The organism is Candidatus Harpocratesius sp. (assembly GCF_054039255.1).
The window spans coordinates 63696-79746 of the sequence record NZ_JBPLBG010000047.1; the positions used below are offsets into that span (position 1 = coordinate 63696).

Here is a 16051-nt window from a genome sequence, read left to right on the forward strand (position 1 = left end):
AATATTAGCTAATAAAGTGACATAATCGAATGAAATGTGAATTTTGACGGGATGGATAACAAGAACAATGAGCCAACAGGTATCTTCTTTATTACAACAGCTTCAAAGCGATGATAATGAATTAAAATTACTTGCAATTAAAAGGTTGGGGATGATATATGATGATGAATCCATCATTGACCCGCTTCTGAGACTTTTGCTAGATGAAAACCCAAAAGTTCGAGAAGCTGCCATTTTATCGCTAAGTGTTCAACCAGCTGCAGATAAAATAGTAAATCCCATAATAAACGCAATTAATGATGAAGATCTTAATGTCCAACTTGCTGCAATAAAAACTCTTTCAGAATTTAGAGCAGCATCAGCAGTTAAACCCTTAATAAAAATTCTTTCTGATCCTCATGAGGAAATTCGGGCAGCTGCAGTTTTAGCTTTGGGATTAATTGAAGATAAAAATAGTTTATTTCCACTAATAGAGTGTCTTGAAGATGAAAATTCACAAGTTAGGGTTAATTCTCTTGTTGCATTATCAAATTTAGGAGATCCAAGATCAGTTGAGCCAATTATTGAATTAATTGATACAGAAACAGATGATGCAGTAAAACAGATGGCAATTCTTACTTTAGGACCATTAGGTCAAAAAGATAAACGAATAATTCAACCACTTGTCAAATTGCTTCAATCAGATAATCCTCGCTTTCGACAGTATGCAGTTCTGTCTTTAGGGCAAACTAAAAGTCCTGAAATAATAGAACCCCTTTTAAATGTTCTAAACGACGAAGATAGTTATGTTCGCCGTGCATGTGCATCTGCATTGAGTGATATTAAAGATCCAGCTACTGTAAGACAGTTTATTGATCGACTTCATGATCCAAGCCCTGAAATTAGGGAAACTGCTGCAAATGCTTTAGGAAAACTAGGTGATCCCACAGCTGTTGAGCCTTTAATTGAATTGTTAAGTGATGAGAGTTATCAAGTTAGAGAAGAAGCTTGTAATGCATTAGGGGTTTTACAAGATAAAGTAGCTTCAAAACCTATAATATCACTTATTAAGAAGGAAAAGAACCCTGAGATTTTAATTGCAGCTACCAGAGCTCTTGGAAAAATTGAAGGTAATAATGAATCTGCAGTTCCATTTCACTTTCTTAATCCTGCAATTCGACCACTGACTAAACTTTTAAATCATAATGAATTAAGTGTTAGAGCAGCTGCTGCTGAGAGTTTGGCAAAAATAGCCTTAAGTGAACAAAGATACTCTAAAGCCAGCCAATATTTCATGAAAGCCAGCAAAGAATCCCTCACTTGGGAATTTAGACAACCATTTTATATTGCATCGAGTAAAGGTTGTATTATTCTCGAACGAATTTCGAAAAAGAATTATTCAACTTCAAAATTGGAATTTGATGAGATCTATGAACATCTAGATAATGCAGCAAGAATGCTTGGAAATCAAAGTTTTATTTCAAAAGGTTATTGGCAGGTTCTAGAAGTTTACAATCAAGTTTTTAAAAGTAAAAATAAAGGGCAATTTATTCAACACTTTCAAGATTTAGGATTAAAGATTCTTCTTCTCGAGAAAAAGCTTCCAGAAGATCTCCGTCCTTTATTAACTGAACCACAAAACCGCTTAAATGAAAAATTTATACAGATTAATAAAAGAGGTTTAACCCTGGATGCTGCTTTACATGAAATAGAATTACTAAAGGATGAAATTCAATCTATTGGTAATATTATTTTACAAATTGAACCCTTAGAATTAAGAATGGATGAAGATCAAGAATTCACTTTACATTCTATTGAAGATTTAATTGTTACTCCCACAACAACAGATCTAGAGCCAAAGTTTCGTGAAGAAGATGATGAAATAATACAGCGCCGTTTGAAAATGACTCAAGAAAGTAAACGCAATTTCATTTTAGATGAAGTAACCCTAGACACAGATTTAACCATGTTTGCTGGAAAGACAGTGAATATTGCTTTAATCCAATATCTAAAAGGATCTCCTCGGCAAAGTATGATCGAAGATAATCGAACTATTTGGGAACGACATATTAAACGTTATTATAATTATGAACTATTTCGTCGTAATCGTATTTTACAGTTTACTAAAGAATCTATTCAAATGCGTTCAAAACCAAAAGTAATTGGTTATTTAGATGATGCAATTTATGAAGGAAATCACCTCATAATTTTTCCAGAAACTTCAATGCCTGAAAGTTATTTAGCTAAATTACAGCAATTTGCTGATAGATTCAATATCTTTATTATTACTGGTTCTGAAACAATCGCCTCAAAAAGTGAGGGTAAATTTCTTAACCGTGCATTTGTAATTTCACCATTAGCAGATGATATGGTTTACCAAGAGAAGAATGTTCCGACAATTCTGCCTCCTACTGAGCGACATCTTGATGAATGGCGAGAGAATATTAATACCACAAGCCCTCCTATATTAAGAATAATCAATTCTCCATTTGGAAGATTTTTAATTTTAATTGGACAAGATATTAAAGAGCACTCTCAATTTTTACCCTTTATTGCTGAACAAAAACATCTCAATTTTGTTGTGTTTCTGAATAATGGGTATTGGAATAATGCTGAAAATGAATTTTTGAATTCTTTGGCTGATGAAATCAAGATTCCCATACTATATGTCAATTCTGGTCAATTTGGAGGGACTGGGGTCTATCTTCCAAGAAATAAGGGAGAAAATCCTCTTCAAAAAGAATTTACAGAAGGAATGTTAAAATGGGAATATAAAGTTCCCGAAACTCCTTTTGGAAAAAACAATAAATAGAATCCAAAAAAAAAACAGTATAAGAATGAAAATTCATTTTTTTTTTTACAAATATCTCTCTTTTTGCATCTTTTCAATTTTTAAATATTGAATTGTGAAAAAAAAGCAAAAAATCTATTTATTTATTCATTTAATGATCCACATTTTCCACAGTATGATGTAATTTCATTCAATAAATTTCCAGAATTTTTGCAATAGTGTTGCTTTGGATGGGGGGAAAAATTTCTCTTGTAGTTCATTCTTAATGGTGAATATCCTAATCCATGATATGCTTTTAGTTATTTCATTTCCTAATTTTTTGGATTTGATTTTCTTAAAAATGTAATTTTTTCTTTGTTTTTAACAAATTTCTTTATTGTATTTAATCTATATGATTACAGAAGCGAAATTACATAATATTTATGTATTAAAAGCAGATTTAAATATTAAAAATGTTTTAATAGTAATTGTGATCGCAAATTTGCAATCACGTGAGGGATGTCGCCTTATAGCAACTCACCTCACATTTTTCCCGAATTTTAGTGATCAAAGACTTTCCATAATGTTTTATGATATTCATAGTTCATTGGATAAATTTTCAAACCATTTTCGCATACTCTATTGTTTTCATCACGATAAAATAAATTGGCAATTTTTTTAAAGAAATTATCTATATTTTTATCCCAATATGATGAGGATTTCTCAGTTATATATTTGTGAATATATCTTCTGACAAGAAAAGCAGTAGCATCTAAAAATTGTACACCATTATGAACACCTGAAGACACAAAAAAGGGTGTTTCAATGATAGATGAAATTTGTTTTAATTTTCGGCGTTTAACACCATATTGGATAAATTTTTCAACTAATTTTCTTTGAATACTATCGAATTTTGGAGACACTGTATCAAGAACCAGAAGTAAATATTCATTTGAATCTGGTACCATTCTTTCCATGAAATTTTGAAGTTTTTCAATTAGTAATTTGAAACATATTTCATTAATATCAAGATTAGGATTTATCTGATCTTTCAGAATAACCGTGGATATTATAATTGCATCAAGGGTTGAAATGGTATCATAAATTTTCTTTAAAATTTTTGCTTTTTTCTGAAGTGAAATCCCTTTATAATGCTTAGAATTGTTATTTATCTCCTTTATATGAACTTCAAAATCAGATGCTGGATCATCATTATTGCCAAGCATATTCCATATTTTATATTTAAGATTATTACATGATTCTTGAACATTAAACCAATTTTGTTCATGGATTATAAATGCAGAAAGTACAAATTCATTTTGAGGATGATTTATATCTGGTTTTCCAGATTCATCAATATATGCAAAATACATTATTATCAGTTGCTTTTTTTTGTTTTAATTTAAAAATATTGCATTATTGGTAATTTAAATAGATAGTATAAATTCCAAAATAAAAGATTTAACATATTCTGAAGATCAAGTCTCAATTTTTATAAGATTTTAAAAATATATATTTGATATTTTTAAAACAAACACATATCTTTTTATTCAAATGAATTTTCAACTTTGATATTTTTGCAAGATACTTAAATTTCTGATATTGCTTCTTATTTTGATAACCTTAAAAATTAATTGATGGTAATACTTTTTTATATGTAATTTCATCTATATTCCATCTTAAGTGATTTTTATGGATACACCCGCCTTTTCTCCTTTAACTACGCTATCTCCCTTAGAATTTAAACGCAAGAATCTTCCAGATAAAGCGGGATGTTATTTATTCAAAGATCTAAAAGGGAAAATATTATATATCGGAAAGGCAAAATCCCTAAAGAAACGGGTTAATTCATATTGGAATCCCCGAAATCCTTCTGAAGATCGATTTTATGCCCAGAAAATCCAAAGACTAGTAAGTAAAATCTCTGATGTGGATGTTTTTATCGTTGAAAACGAAATGGAAGCGATCTTACTTGAAAATGAATTAATTAAAAAACATCAACCTGAATTTAATGTTAGCTTAAAGGATGATAAATCATTTCCTTGGGTTCAAATTTCGAATGAACCATTTCCACGGATAAAAATAATTAGGAATCCTGTAAGATTTGGTCTAAATCATAAATATATTGGGCCCTTTGTTGATAGTGGGGACTTGAAACGTCTTTTGCGTTATATTAGGAAAATTTTTCCCTATTGTACTTGTAAACGTAGCGTTAAGCCAGATGCAAAATCTCGCCCATGTGTGAATTTTCAATTAAAATTATGTCCTGCACCTTGTGTAGGAAATATTTCAGAAAAATCTTATGCAGAAAACATTAGTAATGTCGAAAAACTGCTGAATGGTGATGTTGATTTTGTAGCAAATATCCTTCAAAATCGAATGGAAGCCGCATCTAATGTTCTACAATATGAAGAAGCAGCAAAACTTAGAGATCAACTTCAAGCTTTGGAAATGTTTACTGTAAATCAATCTGTATTCACATATAGCTGGAACAAAGATGATTTACCATCTGTTAACAATAATTCATCAAATGATCCAATAAATGAGAGAATACATGCTCCAATTTCTCATGATTTGTCTAATTCTCACATTCAATTGAAAGATTTGGATATTGTTGCTGGAAATATCTCCAAAAATAGAGCAGGAATGATTATCATTCATGTTCGTCAAGGAAAATTGATTAGTAAAACACCATATATTGTCAGTATTGAAAATAAATTAACCTCGAAAGAAAAATATTTGAGTGAATTTATACAACAACATTATTTACGAAACAATATTCCCTTTCCAGATGAAATAATTCTTAAAGAATCTCTTCCCTCTGCCATTACTTTAAGTATTCAGAAACATGCTGAAAGTCAGAAAAAATCGATTTTGTTTAGACAACCAATAGAAGAAGATAAAACTGCTGGTCTATTTCGAATTGCATCAAAAAATATTGAATTATTAATACGCCAAAAAGATGAATATGATGAATATTTAACATCTCAACGACAAAAACAAGAAGATCAAAATAGAATTCAGCAAGGATTAATTGAATTACAAAAATTACTCAATCTTGAAGATCCTCCAATGATTATTGAAGGTTTCGACATGGCTCATATTCAGGGTTCAGATTATACAGGTTCTATGGTTTGTTTTATTGAAGGAAAACCGAGTAAATCTCATTATCGGCATTATAGGGTCAGATCTGTTAAAAAACCTGATGATATCGCCGCAATGCGAGAGATAATGGGAAGAAGATATAGAAGAGCACTAAAAGAAGATGATTTTCCTGATTTAGTTGTTGTTGATGGAGGAAAGGGGCAATTAAATATGACCCATCAATTGTTTAAATGCCTTAAAATCGAGCATATCCCTCATATAGGTTTAGTTAAACCTGAAGGTCGAAGTGAGAAATTTACTCCTCCAAAAATCATTCTTCCAGAATCAAACCACATTATTACCCTTCCAAAAGAATCACCTGCCCTTCATATTATTCAGCATTTACGTGATGAGTCTCATCGATTTGCAAACAAATATCATCAAAAATTGAGACAAAAGCGACAATCAAAATCAGAATTGGATAATATTCCAGGTATTGGTCCAGCTCGTAAGAGAAAACTTCTTACCTTTTTTGGAAGTGTTCGAGAAATTCGAAAAGCATCTCTTGAAGAATTATCTTCAGTTGTAGGTAAAAAAATTGGGTTGGATATACTAAATTACTTTAATGATCTTGATTCTAAAAGGAAAAATAAGAAGGTTGAAGATAATTCAAAGAAAAACAACGAAGAAATAATAGAAGAAAAAATGAAAGGAACAAAAGAAGAAATAATTGAAAAGAAAAAGAAAGTAGTAAAAAAGAAAATCATTTTACATAATCGAACTTCTGATTAAAAATAATTTCCTTATTATCGATTCTCGTTCTTTCATATAATAATCGTAGCTTTGAATACTCATCACCTCTTTATTATTTATCATGAATATGAATGCTAAGAATCGCGTTTATTTTGATTATAATGCTACAACTCCTGTTCATCCTGAAGTTGTTAAATTAATGGATGAATATTATTTGCAAAAATTCGGAAATGCCGGTTCTGCTCATACCTTTGGGCTAAAAGCTTTTGAAGGAGTGCATTGGGCTCGAAAAACTTGTGCTGACTTTCTAAAAAGTAAACCTGAAGAAATTATTTTCACAAGTGGGGGATCTGAAGCTGATAACTTAGCACTTCAAGGTAGGCTATTTAAATATAAAGAAGAACATCCGAATTCAATTCCGCATTTAATTATCTCATCAATAGAACATCCTGCTGTATTTGAAACAGCAAAATTCCTGCAAAAACAAGGTTTTGAGGTAACATACTTACCTGTAGATGAAGAAGGTGCTGTTTCAGCTAAGCAAGTTCAAGAAGCAATACAAGAACATACTGCTTTAATATCAATTATGTATGCAAATAACGAAATTGGAACAATTAATCCGATTATAGAAATTGGTCAAGTTGCTAGAAAATCGGGAATTATGCTCCATACTGATGCGGTTCAAGCATTTGCAAAAGTAAAAATTGATGTACAACGCGAAAATATTGATTTACTTTCAGTAAGTGCTCATAAATTTTATGGTCCAAAAGGAATTGGATTTCTATATGTAAAGAACGATGATGAAATGGAGAAAAATGCTTCATCTGCCTCAAAATATCTTCGTCCATTAATGTATGGGGGATCTCAAGAATTTAATATGCGTCCAGCCACAGAAAACGTTCCTGGATTGGTTGGAATGGCTAAAGCTATTGAATTGGCGGAAAAAGATTTTGATCTCGAATATTCTCGCTTGGTTAAATTAAGAGACTATTTAATTGACCACATATTGCAAGAAATACCTGAAACTAAGTTAAATGGTTCAAGAACAAATAGGTTACCCCATAATGTGAATATTTGCTTTCAAAATATTTATGCTTATGATTTAATGATTAAATTGGATGCTGCAGGAATTGCTTGTTCTGTTGGTGCAGCATGCCATGCTGGAGAAACTAAACCTTCTCGGGTGTTATTGGGTATTGGATTGAATTCAGATGAAGCTGCTGCCTCATTACGTTTCAGTCTTGGGCGATGGACAACTATCGAACACGTTGATGAACTCTTGCGATTATTAGAAAAATATGTTACAGAAATGCGAAAGAAAGCTTAAATGCGGAAAAATAAGAAAAGAAAAAAAATTACCATTTTTAGGATTATTTTAGTATTTTATCCAATGGTATGATGGTGTAGAGAAGAATAACGCGATCCCCTCCTTGATACTCCCCTGGTTCCGCTGCCAAATGAACCAGGTCGGCGGCCTCCTCTTGTTCCCCCATATAACCGATGTGAATAAGAACTTCGGCCAATAGAAGTACGATGAGTTGGTTGTGTATGGATGTTTGGATATTGTCGACGATATCTTCGATAATAATGATAATGACGTCTATAATAACTCGTATACCAAAATCTGCGTGGATAGTATCCATAATAATAGTAATAAGGTCGAGGATTAGTAATATACGATAATGGTCTTTTACTTACATAATCAGATATTTCTTCACTCAAAGAAAATATATCAATAGTGGTAATGATGGGAATTATAACACATTTCCAGTATTCATATTCGTTTTCTTTTAATCCTTCAAGTGATAATAACAAATCAAGATTAAAATTTAGAATTATACTATATTCCAGCAGTTCTGGTATAAACTGTACGCTTTGTGCCATTAAAACATGTGTTTCTGCTCGTTTTAAAAGCAACCAAGTTTCTTCTTCAGACCATGGTAATAATGTTAGTGACGCTGCAAAAAACTTTGCTCCTTGAATTCCATGATTTACTCGGGGAAGAAAATAATTAAATTTAATTGGATTTTTGGCTAAAGCAAGTAAAATAAAAGCCATTCTTTTGTAAGGTGATGTATATTTTCCAAAATTAAGTCCATAATAAGGAGAATTTATATCATCATCATATTTAATCCGATTAACTGCTTTTTTGATTAATATCAAATTATCAAGGAACTTAACTATAAATGGATGATCTAATATTTGTGATATTTGAATACTTCCATCTTTTGAATTAAAATATGCCCATCTAATTAAAATTGAAGAAATTAGATTTACTGCTTTATCTAATTCTATTGGTGGCTTTTTTGATCCAAAAATAATTTTCTTTATTGAATAAGATAATCTTCTTGAAAATACACTAGAACTAAAAGAAAATGGTTCTGTATAACTTTCTTGAACCATTACTTCAATTATTTTCTCTTCAGGGAGTATTTTATCTACATATGGATTATAATTGATTGAATATCTATCAAATTTATGAATTAAGTGTAATTGATGCAGATTCGCAAGATGTGGGAGAAACACTGGTGAGAATTTCCTATTTGTGATATGTTTTTGAACTTCACTAATTTGATTTTGAAAATGTTTATCGATTTTCTCCAAATATTCTTTAAATTGATGAAAACTATAATTTCTTAGTCGAGGTCTATGCTTAATTTCTCGGATTAGTGTAATACCCTTAGGAGTAATATGATATCCATTATTTTGATAAATTAAGGAAGAATTATATCCATCGCGCTCAGAAATTAAGTTTAACATATGATTCTTTGTTTTGATAAGTTGTTCTTCTTCGCTTTCTATTCGCTGTTTGAGAAAGAATAATTCTCGAAGTAATTTCGACTTTTTTCCCAATCTAAAATGAAATAAAAATTCTTGAATATAGGATACATTATCAATCATACTAGCAATTCGAATGTATTTATGTTTTAATTCTGTATATGAGTGAATAATTTCAGAATACTGCCTTTTTATTAATTCTATATTTGCCTGAAGGACGCTATCAGAATCTACAATTGATTTAGAATGAATCATTCCCATTTCTTGTAGACTTAACAATTCATCTTGGTTTATTTCTATTAATTCATGCGACTTCAAAGCTTCGAGGATTTCAAGTCCTCGCTGAGAGGAAAGATATTCTATCATTTTTTTCATTCTCCAGTTATTTTATTTTTCGTTTTTTTTTGTTATGAACAAATATTTTCCAAAAAAGGGATTTCTATTGATGGAAACATTTCCCGGTTAATCTTTATGTAAAGTGTATTATTATGAATCGAAGTTGAGGTTATTATATCTGGTTCCAATGCCTCTTGAATCAGTATTGCCAACTCTTGCCTTTGTAATGAGAAATCTAAACTTAGTTTTTCAAAATCTCTACGCGCTCTATCTAAATTATTTAAACCATAAAGAAATTCAAACGCTAATTTTTGCCACTCTTTTCGTTGTAATTGAGGATAATTATCACAGGACACAGAACGGAAAATTAATCCTTCTAAATCAGCAAAATGAATAACTCCATCCAAACCTAAGATTGCATCTTTATCCAACCATACATCTTGATACACTAAGCCTCGAATCTTGGATGATTCATTTTCGATGATTGCTGAACGTGTGAATAAAGAAAGAAGGGCTATCCCGCTCCGAATAAAGTTCAATTCAAAATCTCTTATGTCTTCACTTGAATTTAACCCAAGTAATGTAAAGATATTATCTGGATGCTTAATTACTTCAGTTGATTCGAAATATAAGCGAATACGTGAAGGAACTAATCTGATTGATTGATAAAAAGGTTTGAGATAGGTACGGTACCAGAAAAATTTCCGCGCAATTACTTCAATTTCTTTTGGAATTCGAATAAGCCCAATCAATGGGCAAATATAAGCACCAAGAATACTTACAGGTTTTGCTAATTTAGAGATCTCAAGTTCATCATATCCATTTTGTTCTCCTTGTGCACCATAAGGACTTTCACCCATCCAATTTTCGGACATAATTATTCCTTGAAAATTTGTTAACTTTGTTAAATAAGGTGCTAGATTTTGATCACGACAAGCTGCTTGCAAACTATTTAAATTTAGAGGACCCCCAAAGAACATGTCTTCATAGGCGCCACATCCTTTGATCGATAAAAAATACCGCCGCCCTTCAATATCAACGGAATGAGTAGGTATTATTGCATTTCGATTTTCATCCTTTATCACTTTACAAGTTATTTGTGATTGGTTTTGTAATTGGATTTGTGATTGGAGATTCATTTCTTTTTGTGTTAATGATATCAGTTGATTCATGCCTTCACTAATGTAACATTCTATCCAATGACTAAAATTTTTAAAATTGGGATTGATAAACCGATTTTCCTTTGATACTTTGTATGTATTCAGTTGAAAATCCGTTTCAGAAATCAAATAATCTTGATATTGATTAAATCGTGTTTGCATTGGAGATTTTTTTGGTATTTTTAGGGATTTCAATCGAATTTTATGCATTTTTTACAGTTCTTCCTTATTTTTTAGTTTCTTAGATATTCTAATTTTCATTTGGAACAATAGGTTCAATGCCTTCTAATTCGGACGTTTGTGCTAGTTTTCCCATAAAGGTATATTTTTCCAATAGCTTGTGCACCAAACTTCTCGTAAATTCTTTTTGCTGGACCATTCCATTGTGCAATTTCTGTAATTGCATCTTGAATTCCTATCTCTTTCATTGCAGATAATCGGGCTAAGGCTAGAGTTCTTCCTATACCATGATTTCGAAAAGCAGGATGAACATATAATCCATATAACCACCCTGTTTTTGTACCATGTGCTGCAAAACCCACCCCCATGATGACATCTTCTCCTACAGCTTCAGGAGGGGGGAAATTTTTTTCTTCTAGTGAGTTTAATATATCTTTGATCCATTTTTCGGTTTTTTTTCCAATAGCAACATAAGCGATTTCATTATACATGGCATAATGTACCCAATTCAGAAGATTTGGATGAAATTTTCCAAAATCTTCATTTGTAATTAAATCTACCACAGCAGGGAAATAGATTTCAGAAAGTGGTTTTACTAAGAAAGCATCATAATCGAACGATTTCGAGGGAAGATCTTGAATTTTCAATATATCATATTTCTCAATTCTAAAATAGCGTTTTATTCTTGAATTTCCTGAAAAAAAATATTTGATATCCGCATTTTGTATCATATATTTTTGACCTTTTCCAAAAAGAGTGGCAATTTTATCTTTTGGATCAATTAATGCCATTCCAAGAATTTCATCATTTTCAGAAAAAGAGAGTACTTTTCCATTTTGTGCAAACGTACGCCAAATAAAAATTGGAAGTAAATCAGCATACAATGTCATAAAATTAATCTTTTCTAATCCAAAATCGATTCCATATTGTAGAATATATTTTTTTCTATGTAACATTATATTTTTGGGCCGAAATTCAATATAATTTTTCCACACAATAAAATAACTAAATGCAAGCAATAAAGGCAACCAATACACTATAAGAAAATTGAACCAATTTAAACTGCGTTGGTAATTACTTGAAATTACAAATACTTTTGAGTCTATTTCAAATGTACTCTCCCATCCATTACTAATTCCAGAATCTGTTTCTTTGTAAATTTCTCCAAGAAGATAACCATCTTTCGTAAAATAATAGTCACTAGTAAATTTTGCATCCATATTGCCATAATCATCATTTCTCTTGAAAGTTCCTGTATGTGAGTATTTTATTCCTTTTTGAGGGCTTAAAGACTGTATCCAAATTGTGTTTAAAACTCCAGAATTTGATTTTTCATATGAATTATAGAGTATTTTATGCGTGTCTTGATTTGAAATGTCAGGAATAAAAAACCACACGTTCATATTTGGATGAAATTCATCTTGATCTGTTGTATATCCAATATATGAACCATTATTTAAGTAAAATTGGAAATTGTAGGTTGTATGTCCTTCATCTTGCATATCTGTATAACCTTGATAAATTGATTTCCATGTCCATTGAACTTCTCCCTTTACTATTCCAATATTACCTTCAAAATCAACTATATAATGCCCTTTAACATCCATTTTTTCCTTATAATCATAATAATCTCCTGTTTTTCCATTTAATCTCCATTTATAAATATAATCAAACTCTAAATCATGAGAACTCGATCGAGGAATTACAAGGTTAATTGCGATAATTTGAAGGATAATTGAAGTAATAACTAAAATTCCAAAGAAAATTTTCCTTTTTTTTCCCATATTTTTGTATTTTCGTTTTTTTATTAAAAGATTATGTTCACTTTAAATACTGATATAATTTTTTCAAAAACGTGTAACCCACCCAATTCTTTAAAAAATAGGTGAAATTAGTAGAACTATGAATTTATTTGACCGGGCTCAGCAATTACTAGAGAAATTTGAAATTGATGGATGGTTAATTCCATGCCAAGAAGGTTCCGATATTCATTCAGAGTTCATGCTTGATCTTGAAGTTCACATTCGTCATTATATATTTGTAAGTAAAGATGGAAATCACCGAATTCTCACTTGTACTATGGAAAAAGCGATGGTGGAGAAGAAGCTTAGCATTTTGGGTGTGGATGCACAAGTTGAAGCATACTCGAATTTTGAAGATATTAAAGCGAAATTAAAACCAATATTGTCTAAATCAAAAATTGCATTAGATTTTGGTGAAAATGTTTTATCTCGAGAAGGTACATCATTTGCGGAATATATCCCGCTAGGAGAATATCGGGCTCTTAAAGAAATCTCACCTAAAACAAATTTTGTCTCTGCTGCGCCGATTATTTTTAATTTGCGCACTATAAAAACTTCTGAAGATATCCAAGATTTAAGGGAAACTGCGAAAATAAACTTGGAAATTTTAGAAGATTTACCCAATTGGATAAAAATTGGAATGACAGAAAATGAAATAAAACGTAAATTAGAAATGAAATACCTCGAATATGGAGGAATTGCTTTTCCCGCAATTGTTGCTAATAATGCAAATGCAGCTGATCCACATCATAATGGTTCAGAAAAAAAAATTGAGAAAGGTGTGCTTCTAATCGATTCTGGAATGAAACCACATCGGATGTGCTCAGATATAACGTGGACATATTGGGTGGGGGGGGAACCGAATGAAGATTTTGTTCAAGCATATCAAGCATTACAGTATTCTAAAGAAAAATCTTATGAAGTTATACAGGCAGGTCTTCCAATGAATTTACCCGCAATTAAATGTCGAGAAGCTTTAGCTGAGAAAGGTTATGATCATGAGAAATTATATTTTCATAGTCTTGGCCATTCTCTTGGATTTCAAGTTCATGATGTGGGAGGTGGAATGCGTGCTAAAATGCTTGAATCTTATTTACAAAAGGAGAATATGGTTATTACTAATGAACCTGGTTTGTATTGGGAAGGCAAGTGGGGTATTCGCTTAGAGGATGATTTGGTAATAAAGAAAGATGGAATGGAGAAATTAACATATATTCCGAAAGATCCATTAACTATATAATAAAATAGGTAAAAATATAGAGGGAAACTTTTTTTTTTATAAATTTTAATCTAAATTATGGTTTCAGAACTCTTTACATTCCAAATCAGTACAACTCCAAATCAGATTATCAATATCACCGATGATATTAAGAATTTAGTTAACAAATGTTCTATTCGTAATGGAATTTTAACTGTTTTCATGCCTGGTTCTACTGGTGGAATTTCATTTTTAGAATATGAACCAGGCTTAGTTAATTCAGATGTTCCTGAATTATTACAAAAATTACTTCCTGAAGGACCTGACTATAAACATCATCAAACTTGGGGAGATCACAATGGACACAGCCATTTACGAAGTTTTTTAATTCCTCCCAGCCAAACAATTCCATTAGTTGATGGAAAATTAGTATTAGGAACTTGGCAGCAGATTGTATTTTGTGAATTTGATGAAAGATCAAGAAATCGAAGAATTTACTGTCAAATTATTGGTTAAGTGAAGAATTTTAAAATTTTTTAGATTTAATTAAAGTTTTTTAGAGTTTTTTTAAAGTTTTAATTTTCTCTAATTCTCCTTCCAATATTTCTTTAACTGAATCCAGTTTTGAAAGAGATATTTTGATTTCTTCTTCAATATTACTTAATCCATTTTTATCTTGTTTGGCAATTAATTCTGCTACATTTTGGCAAAAATCTCTAAGAAGTGGACCAAGATATTTTTCAGCAAAATTACTTGATGGAAATCCATTTTTGATTAATTTCATTACAGATGATCGATCTGATACTTCTCCGGGGGTTAAAGCAGCTTCAAGAGCTTCATCATTTAAAGATCGAATTTCATTCACTAGTTTTTCTCCCTTACGAGTAATTGAATAGAAGATTGTTTGGCGTTTGCTTTCACTATCTGGTCCTACTCCTTTTTTAATAAAGAGATCTTGATGTAATTTCTTTAAAATAGGATAGACGGTTCCAGATTTAACGTTCCAATTATAGTTATCTCGTAAATGAGACATAATTTGATATCCATAAACCACTTTATCATTACTATGCGATTCTTGCAAAATTTCATCTATTGCCATAAGAACTAGTGCTGTTGCTACTGAAATTGTTTTATTTCGCTTTGGTAGACGAATTTTTTTTGAAAACATTTTATTAATTTACCTATTAATTATATCGATCATTTATTGGCCTTTAATGTTTCTTTTTGCTTATCTGTTAATGATTTATCTATTTGAGATTCAACAGAAGCGCTTTTTTGTTCTCGTCTTTCTCGTAAAAATTCCATTTCTCGTTCGATTCGAGAATTAAACTTCTCCTTATTTTCAGAATAAAAAACTATCCATGCATATGCAGCTATAAATAATAAAATAGCGATATCTGGCCAATACCACCAAATTTCATCATCATTATTGGCTATTCTCAGATAATAATTTAGATAAATTAAAAAAAGGCCAATATATATACTAATCACAGATGTTATGATGAAAATCCTATATTCTAAATTTGGGATATTATAAGTGGCTAAAATCATTGCATGAGCCAATAAGAGCAAGCCCCATCCCAAAACGCTCCATAGACTCCACAAATCGAGAAAACTTTCCACAGGAGGGATATTTCCTAAAATATTTAAAATAACCACGAAAAGATTTACAATTAAATAAACAAAGAAATGGGTTTTTAAGGAAGATTTTAAAAGTACTCGTGTCTTTGCTAATTCTCTTAATTCATAGTATTCTATAGGTAAATTTTCATCTTCATCTATTTGTTCTGTGCCGATTTCCCGCACCAATCGTTTCACAATATGTGGAGTTTTCATACAAAGTTCAAATTTACAGAGTGAACTTAAAAATATAACTTTTTGCTTAAATCTTAAGTTTACAAGTTAATGATCCGACAAAAATATTTTCTCAAAAATAATTAAAAATTTATCGATGAATACCACTTACAACAAAAAAGTTAGGGGGCATGTTTTATTAAACTTTTAGTAAATT

General features: G+C 30.8%; 11 protein-coding genes. 5 read left to right on the top strand and 6 right to left on the bottom strand.

Going from position 1 to position 16051, the window contains the following annotated elements; all coding sequences use genetic code 11:
• The first annotated feature begins 67 nt into the window (after positions 1 to 67).
• Positions 68 to 2791, top strand: coding sequence for a HEAT repeat domain-containing protein (locus ACXLDF_RS11415; RefSeq protein ID WP_457558659.1), 2724 nt, complete (start codon positions 68 to 70; stop codon positions 2789 to 2791).
• A 518-nt stretch (positions 2792 to 3309) separates the two neighbouring features.
• Here ACXLDF_RS11415 and ACXLDF_RS11420 read toward each other — a convergent pair.
• Positions 3310 to 4122 (bottom strand): DUF3800 domain-containing protein, encoded by an 813-nt coding sequence (locus tag ACXLDF_RS11420; protein WP_457558660.1) that lies wholly within the window; start codon positions 4120 to 4122, stop codon positions 3310 to 3312.
• A gap of 319 nt (positions 4123 to 4441) precedes the next feature.
• Here ACXLDF_RS11420 and ACXLDF_RS11425 point away from each other — a divergent pair, with 319 nt between their 5' ends.
• A complete protein-coding gene (locus tag ACXLDF_RS11425) occupies positions 4442 to 6625 on the top strand; it encodes an excinuclease ABC subunit UvrC (RefSeq protein ID WP_457558661.1) in 2184 nt (727 codons plus the stop codon).
• Positions 6626 to 6713: 88 nt separating this feature from the next.
• The gene (locus ACXLDF_RS11430) at positions 6714 to 7913 is read left to right on the top strand and encodes a cysteine desulfurase family protein (RefSeq protein ID WP_457558662.1); all 1200 of its coding nucleotides are present in this window, start codon (positions 6714 to 6716) and stop codon (positions 7911 to 7913) included.
• A 56-nt stretch (positions 7914 to 7969) separates the two neighbouring features.
• On the opposite strand, the gene ACXLDF_RS11435 is transcribed toward ACXLDF_RS11430, so the two are convergent.
• From ACXLDF_RS11435 to ACXLDF_RS11445, 3 genes are all read right to left on the bottom strand, one after another.
• Entirely contained in the window at positions 7970 to 9730 is a 1761-nt protein-coding gene (locus ACXLDF_RS11435) for a hypothetical protein (protein ID WP_457558663.1), read from the bottom strand.
• Positions 9731 to 9771: 41 nt separating this feature from the next.
• A complete protein-coding gene (locus ACXLDF_RS11440) occupies positions 9772 to 11070 on the bottom strand; it encodes a hypothetical protein (protein ID WP_457558664.1) in 1299 nt (432 codons plus the stop codon).
• Positions 11071 to 11135: 65 nt separating this feature from the next.
• Positions 11136 to 12824 carry a GNAT family N-acetyltransferase gene (locus tag ACXLDF_RS11445; RefSeq protein WP_457558665.1) on the bottom strand — a complete coding sequence of 563 codons (1689 nt, stop codon included), beginning with the start codon at positions 12822 to 12824 and terminating at the stop codon, positions 11136 to 11138.
• Between the two features lie 118 nt (positions 12825 to 12942).
• Here ACXLDF_RS11445 and ACXLDF_RS11450 point away from each other — a divergent pair, with 118 nt between their 5' ends.
• Positions 12943 to 14082, top strand: a complete 1140-nt coding sequence (locus ACXLDF_RS11450) for a M24 family metallopeptidase (protein WP_457558666.1) — start codon at positions 12943 to 12945, stop codon at positions 14080 to 14082.
• Between the two features lie 57 nt (positions 14083 to 14139).
• A complete protein-coding gene (locus tag ACXLDF_RS11455) occupies positions 14140 to 14556 on the top strand; it encodes a secondary thiamine-phosphate synthase enzyme YjbQ (RefSeq protein ID WP_457558667.1) in 417 nt (138 codons plus the stop codon).
• A gap of 40 nt (positions 14557 to 14596) precedes the next feature.
• Here the strand turns inward: ACXLDF_RS11455 and ACXLDF_RS11460 are convergent, their stop codons facing one another.
• Positions 14597 to 15208 (bottom strand): PadR family transcriptional regulator, encoded by a 612-nt coding sequence (locus tag ACXLDF_RS11460; protein ID WP_457558668.1) that lies wholly within the window; start codon positions 15206 to 15208, stop codon positions 14597 to 14599.
• A gap of 29 nt (positions 15209 to 15237) precedes the next feature.
• A complete protein-coding gene (locus ACXLDF_RS11465; RefSeq protein WP_457558669.1) occupies positions 15238 to 15876 on the bottom strand; it encodes a 2TM domain-containing protein in 639 nt (212 codons plus the stop codon).
• Positions 15877 to 16051 lie beyond the last annotated feature (175 nt).

What these genes read in the sequence shown, in the direction of transcription:
- ACXLDF_RS11415 (WP_457558659.1), top strand. Translation starts at nt 68, where the DNA reads ATGAGCCAACAGGTATCTTCTTTATTACAACAGCTTCAAAGCGATGAT.
- ACXLDF_RS11420 (WP_457558660.1), bottom strand. Translation starts at nt 4,122, where the DNA reads ATGTATTTTGCATATATTGATGAATCTGGAAAACCAGATATAAATCAT.
- ACXLDF_RS11425 (WP_457558661.1), top strand. Translation starts at nt 4,442, where the DNA reads ATGGATACACCCGCCTTTTCTCCTTTAACTACGCTATCTCCCTTAGAA.
- ACXLDF_RS11430 (WP_457558662.1), top strand. Translation starts at nt 6,714, where the DNA reads ATGAATGCTAAGAATCGCGTTTATTTTGATTATAATGCTACAACTCCT.
- ACXLDF_RS11435 (WP_457558663.1), bottom strand. Translation starts at nt 9,730, where the DNA reads ATGATAGAATATCTTTCCTCTCAGCGAGGACTTGAAATCCTCGAAGCT.
- ACXLDF_RS11440 (WP_457558664.1), bottom strand. Translation starts at nt 11,070, where the DNA reads ATGCATAAAATTCGATTGAAATCCCTAAAAATACCAAAAAAATCTCCA.
- ACXLDF_RS11445 (WP_457558665.1), bottom strand. Translation starts at nt 12,824, where the DNA reads ATGGGAAAAAAAAGGAAAATTTTCTTTGGAATTTTAGTTATTACTTCA.
- ACXLDF_RS11450 (WP_457558666.1), top strand. Translation starts at nt 12,943, where the DNA reads ATGAATTTATTTGACCGGGCTCAGCAATTACTAGAGAAATTTGAAATT.
- ACXLDF_RS11455 (WP_457558667.1), top strand. Translation starts at nt 14,140, where the DNA reads ATGGTTTCAGAACTCTTTACATTCCAAATCAGTACAACTCCAAATCAG.
- ACXLDF_RS11460 (WP_457558668.1), bottom strand. Translation starts at nt 15,208, where the DNA reads ATGTTTTCAAAAAAAATTCGTCTACCAAAGCGAAATAAAACAATTTCA.
- ACXLDF_RS11465 (WP_457558669.1), bottom strand. Translation starts at nt 15,876, where the DNA reads ATGAAAACTCCACATATTGTGAAACGATTGGTGCGGGAAATCGGCACA.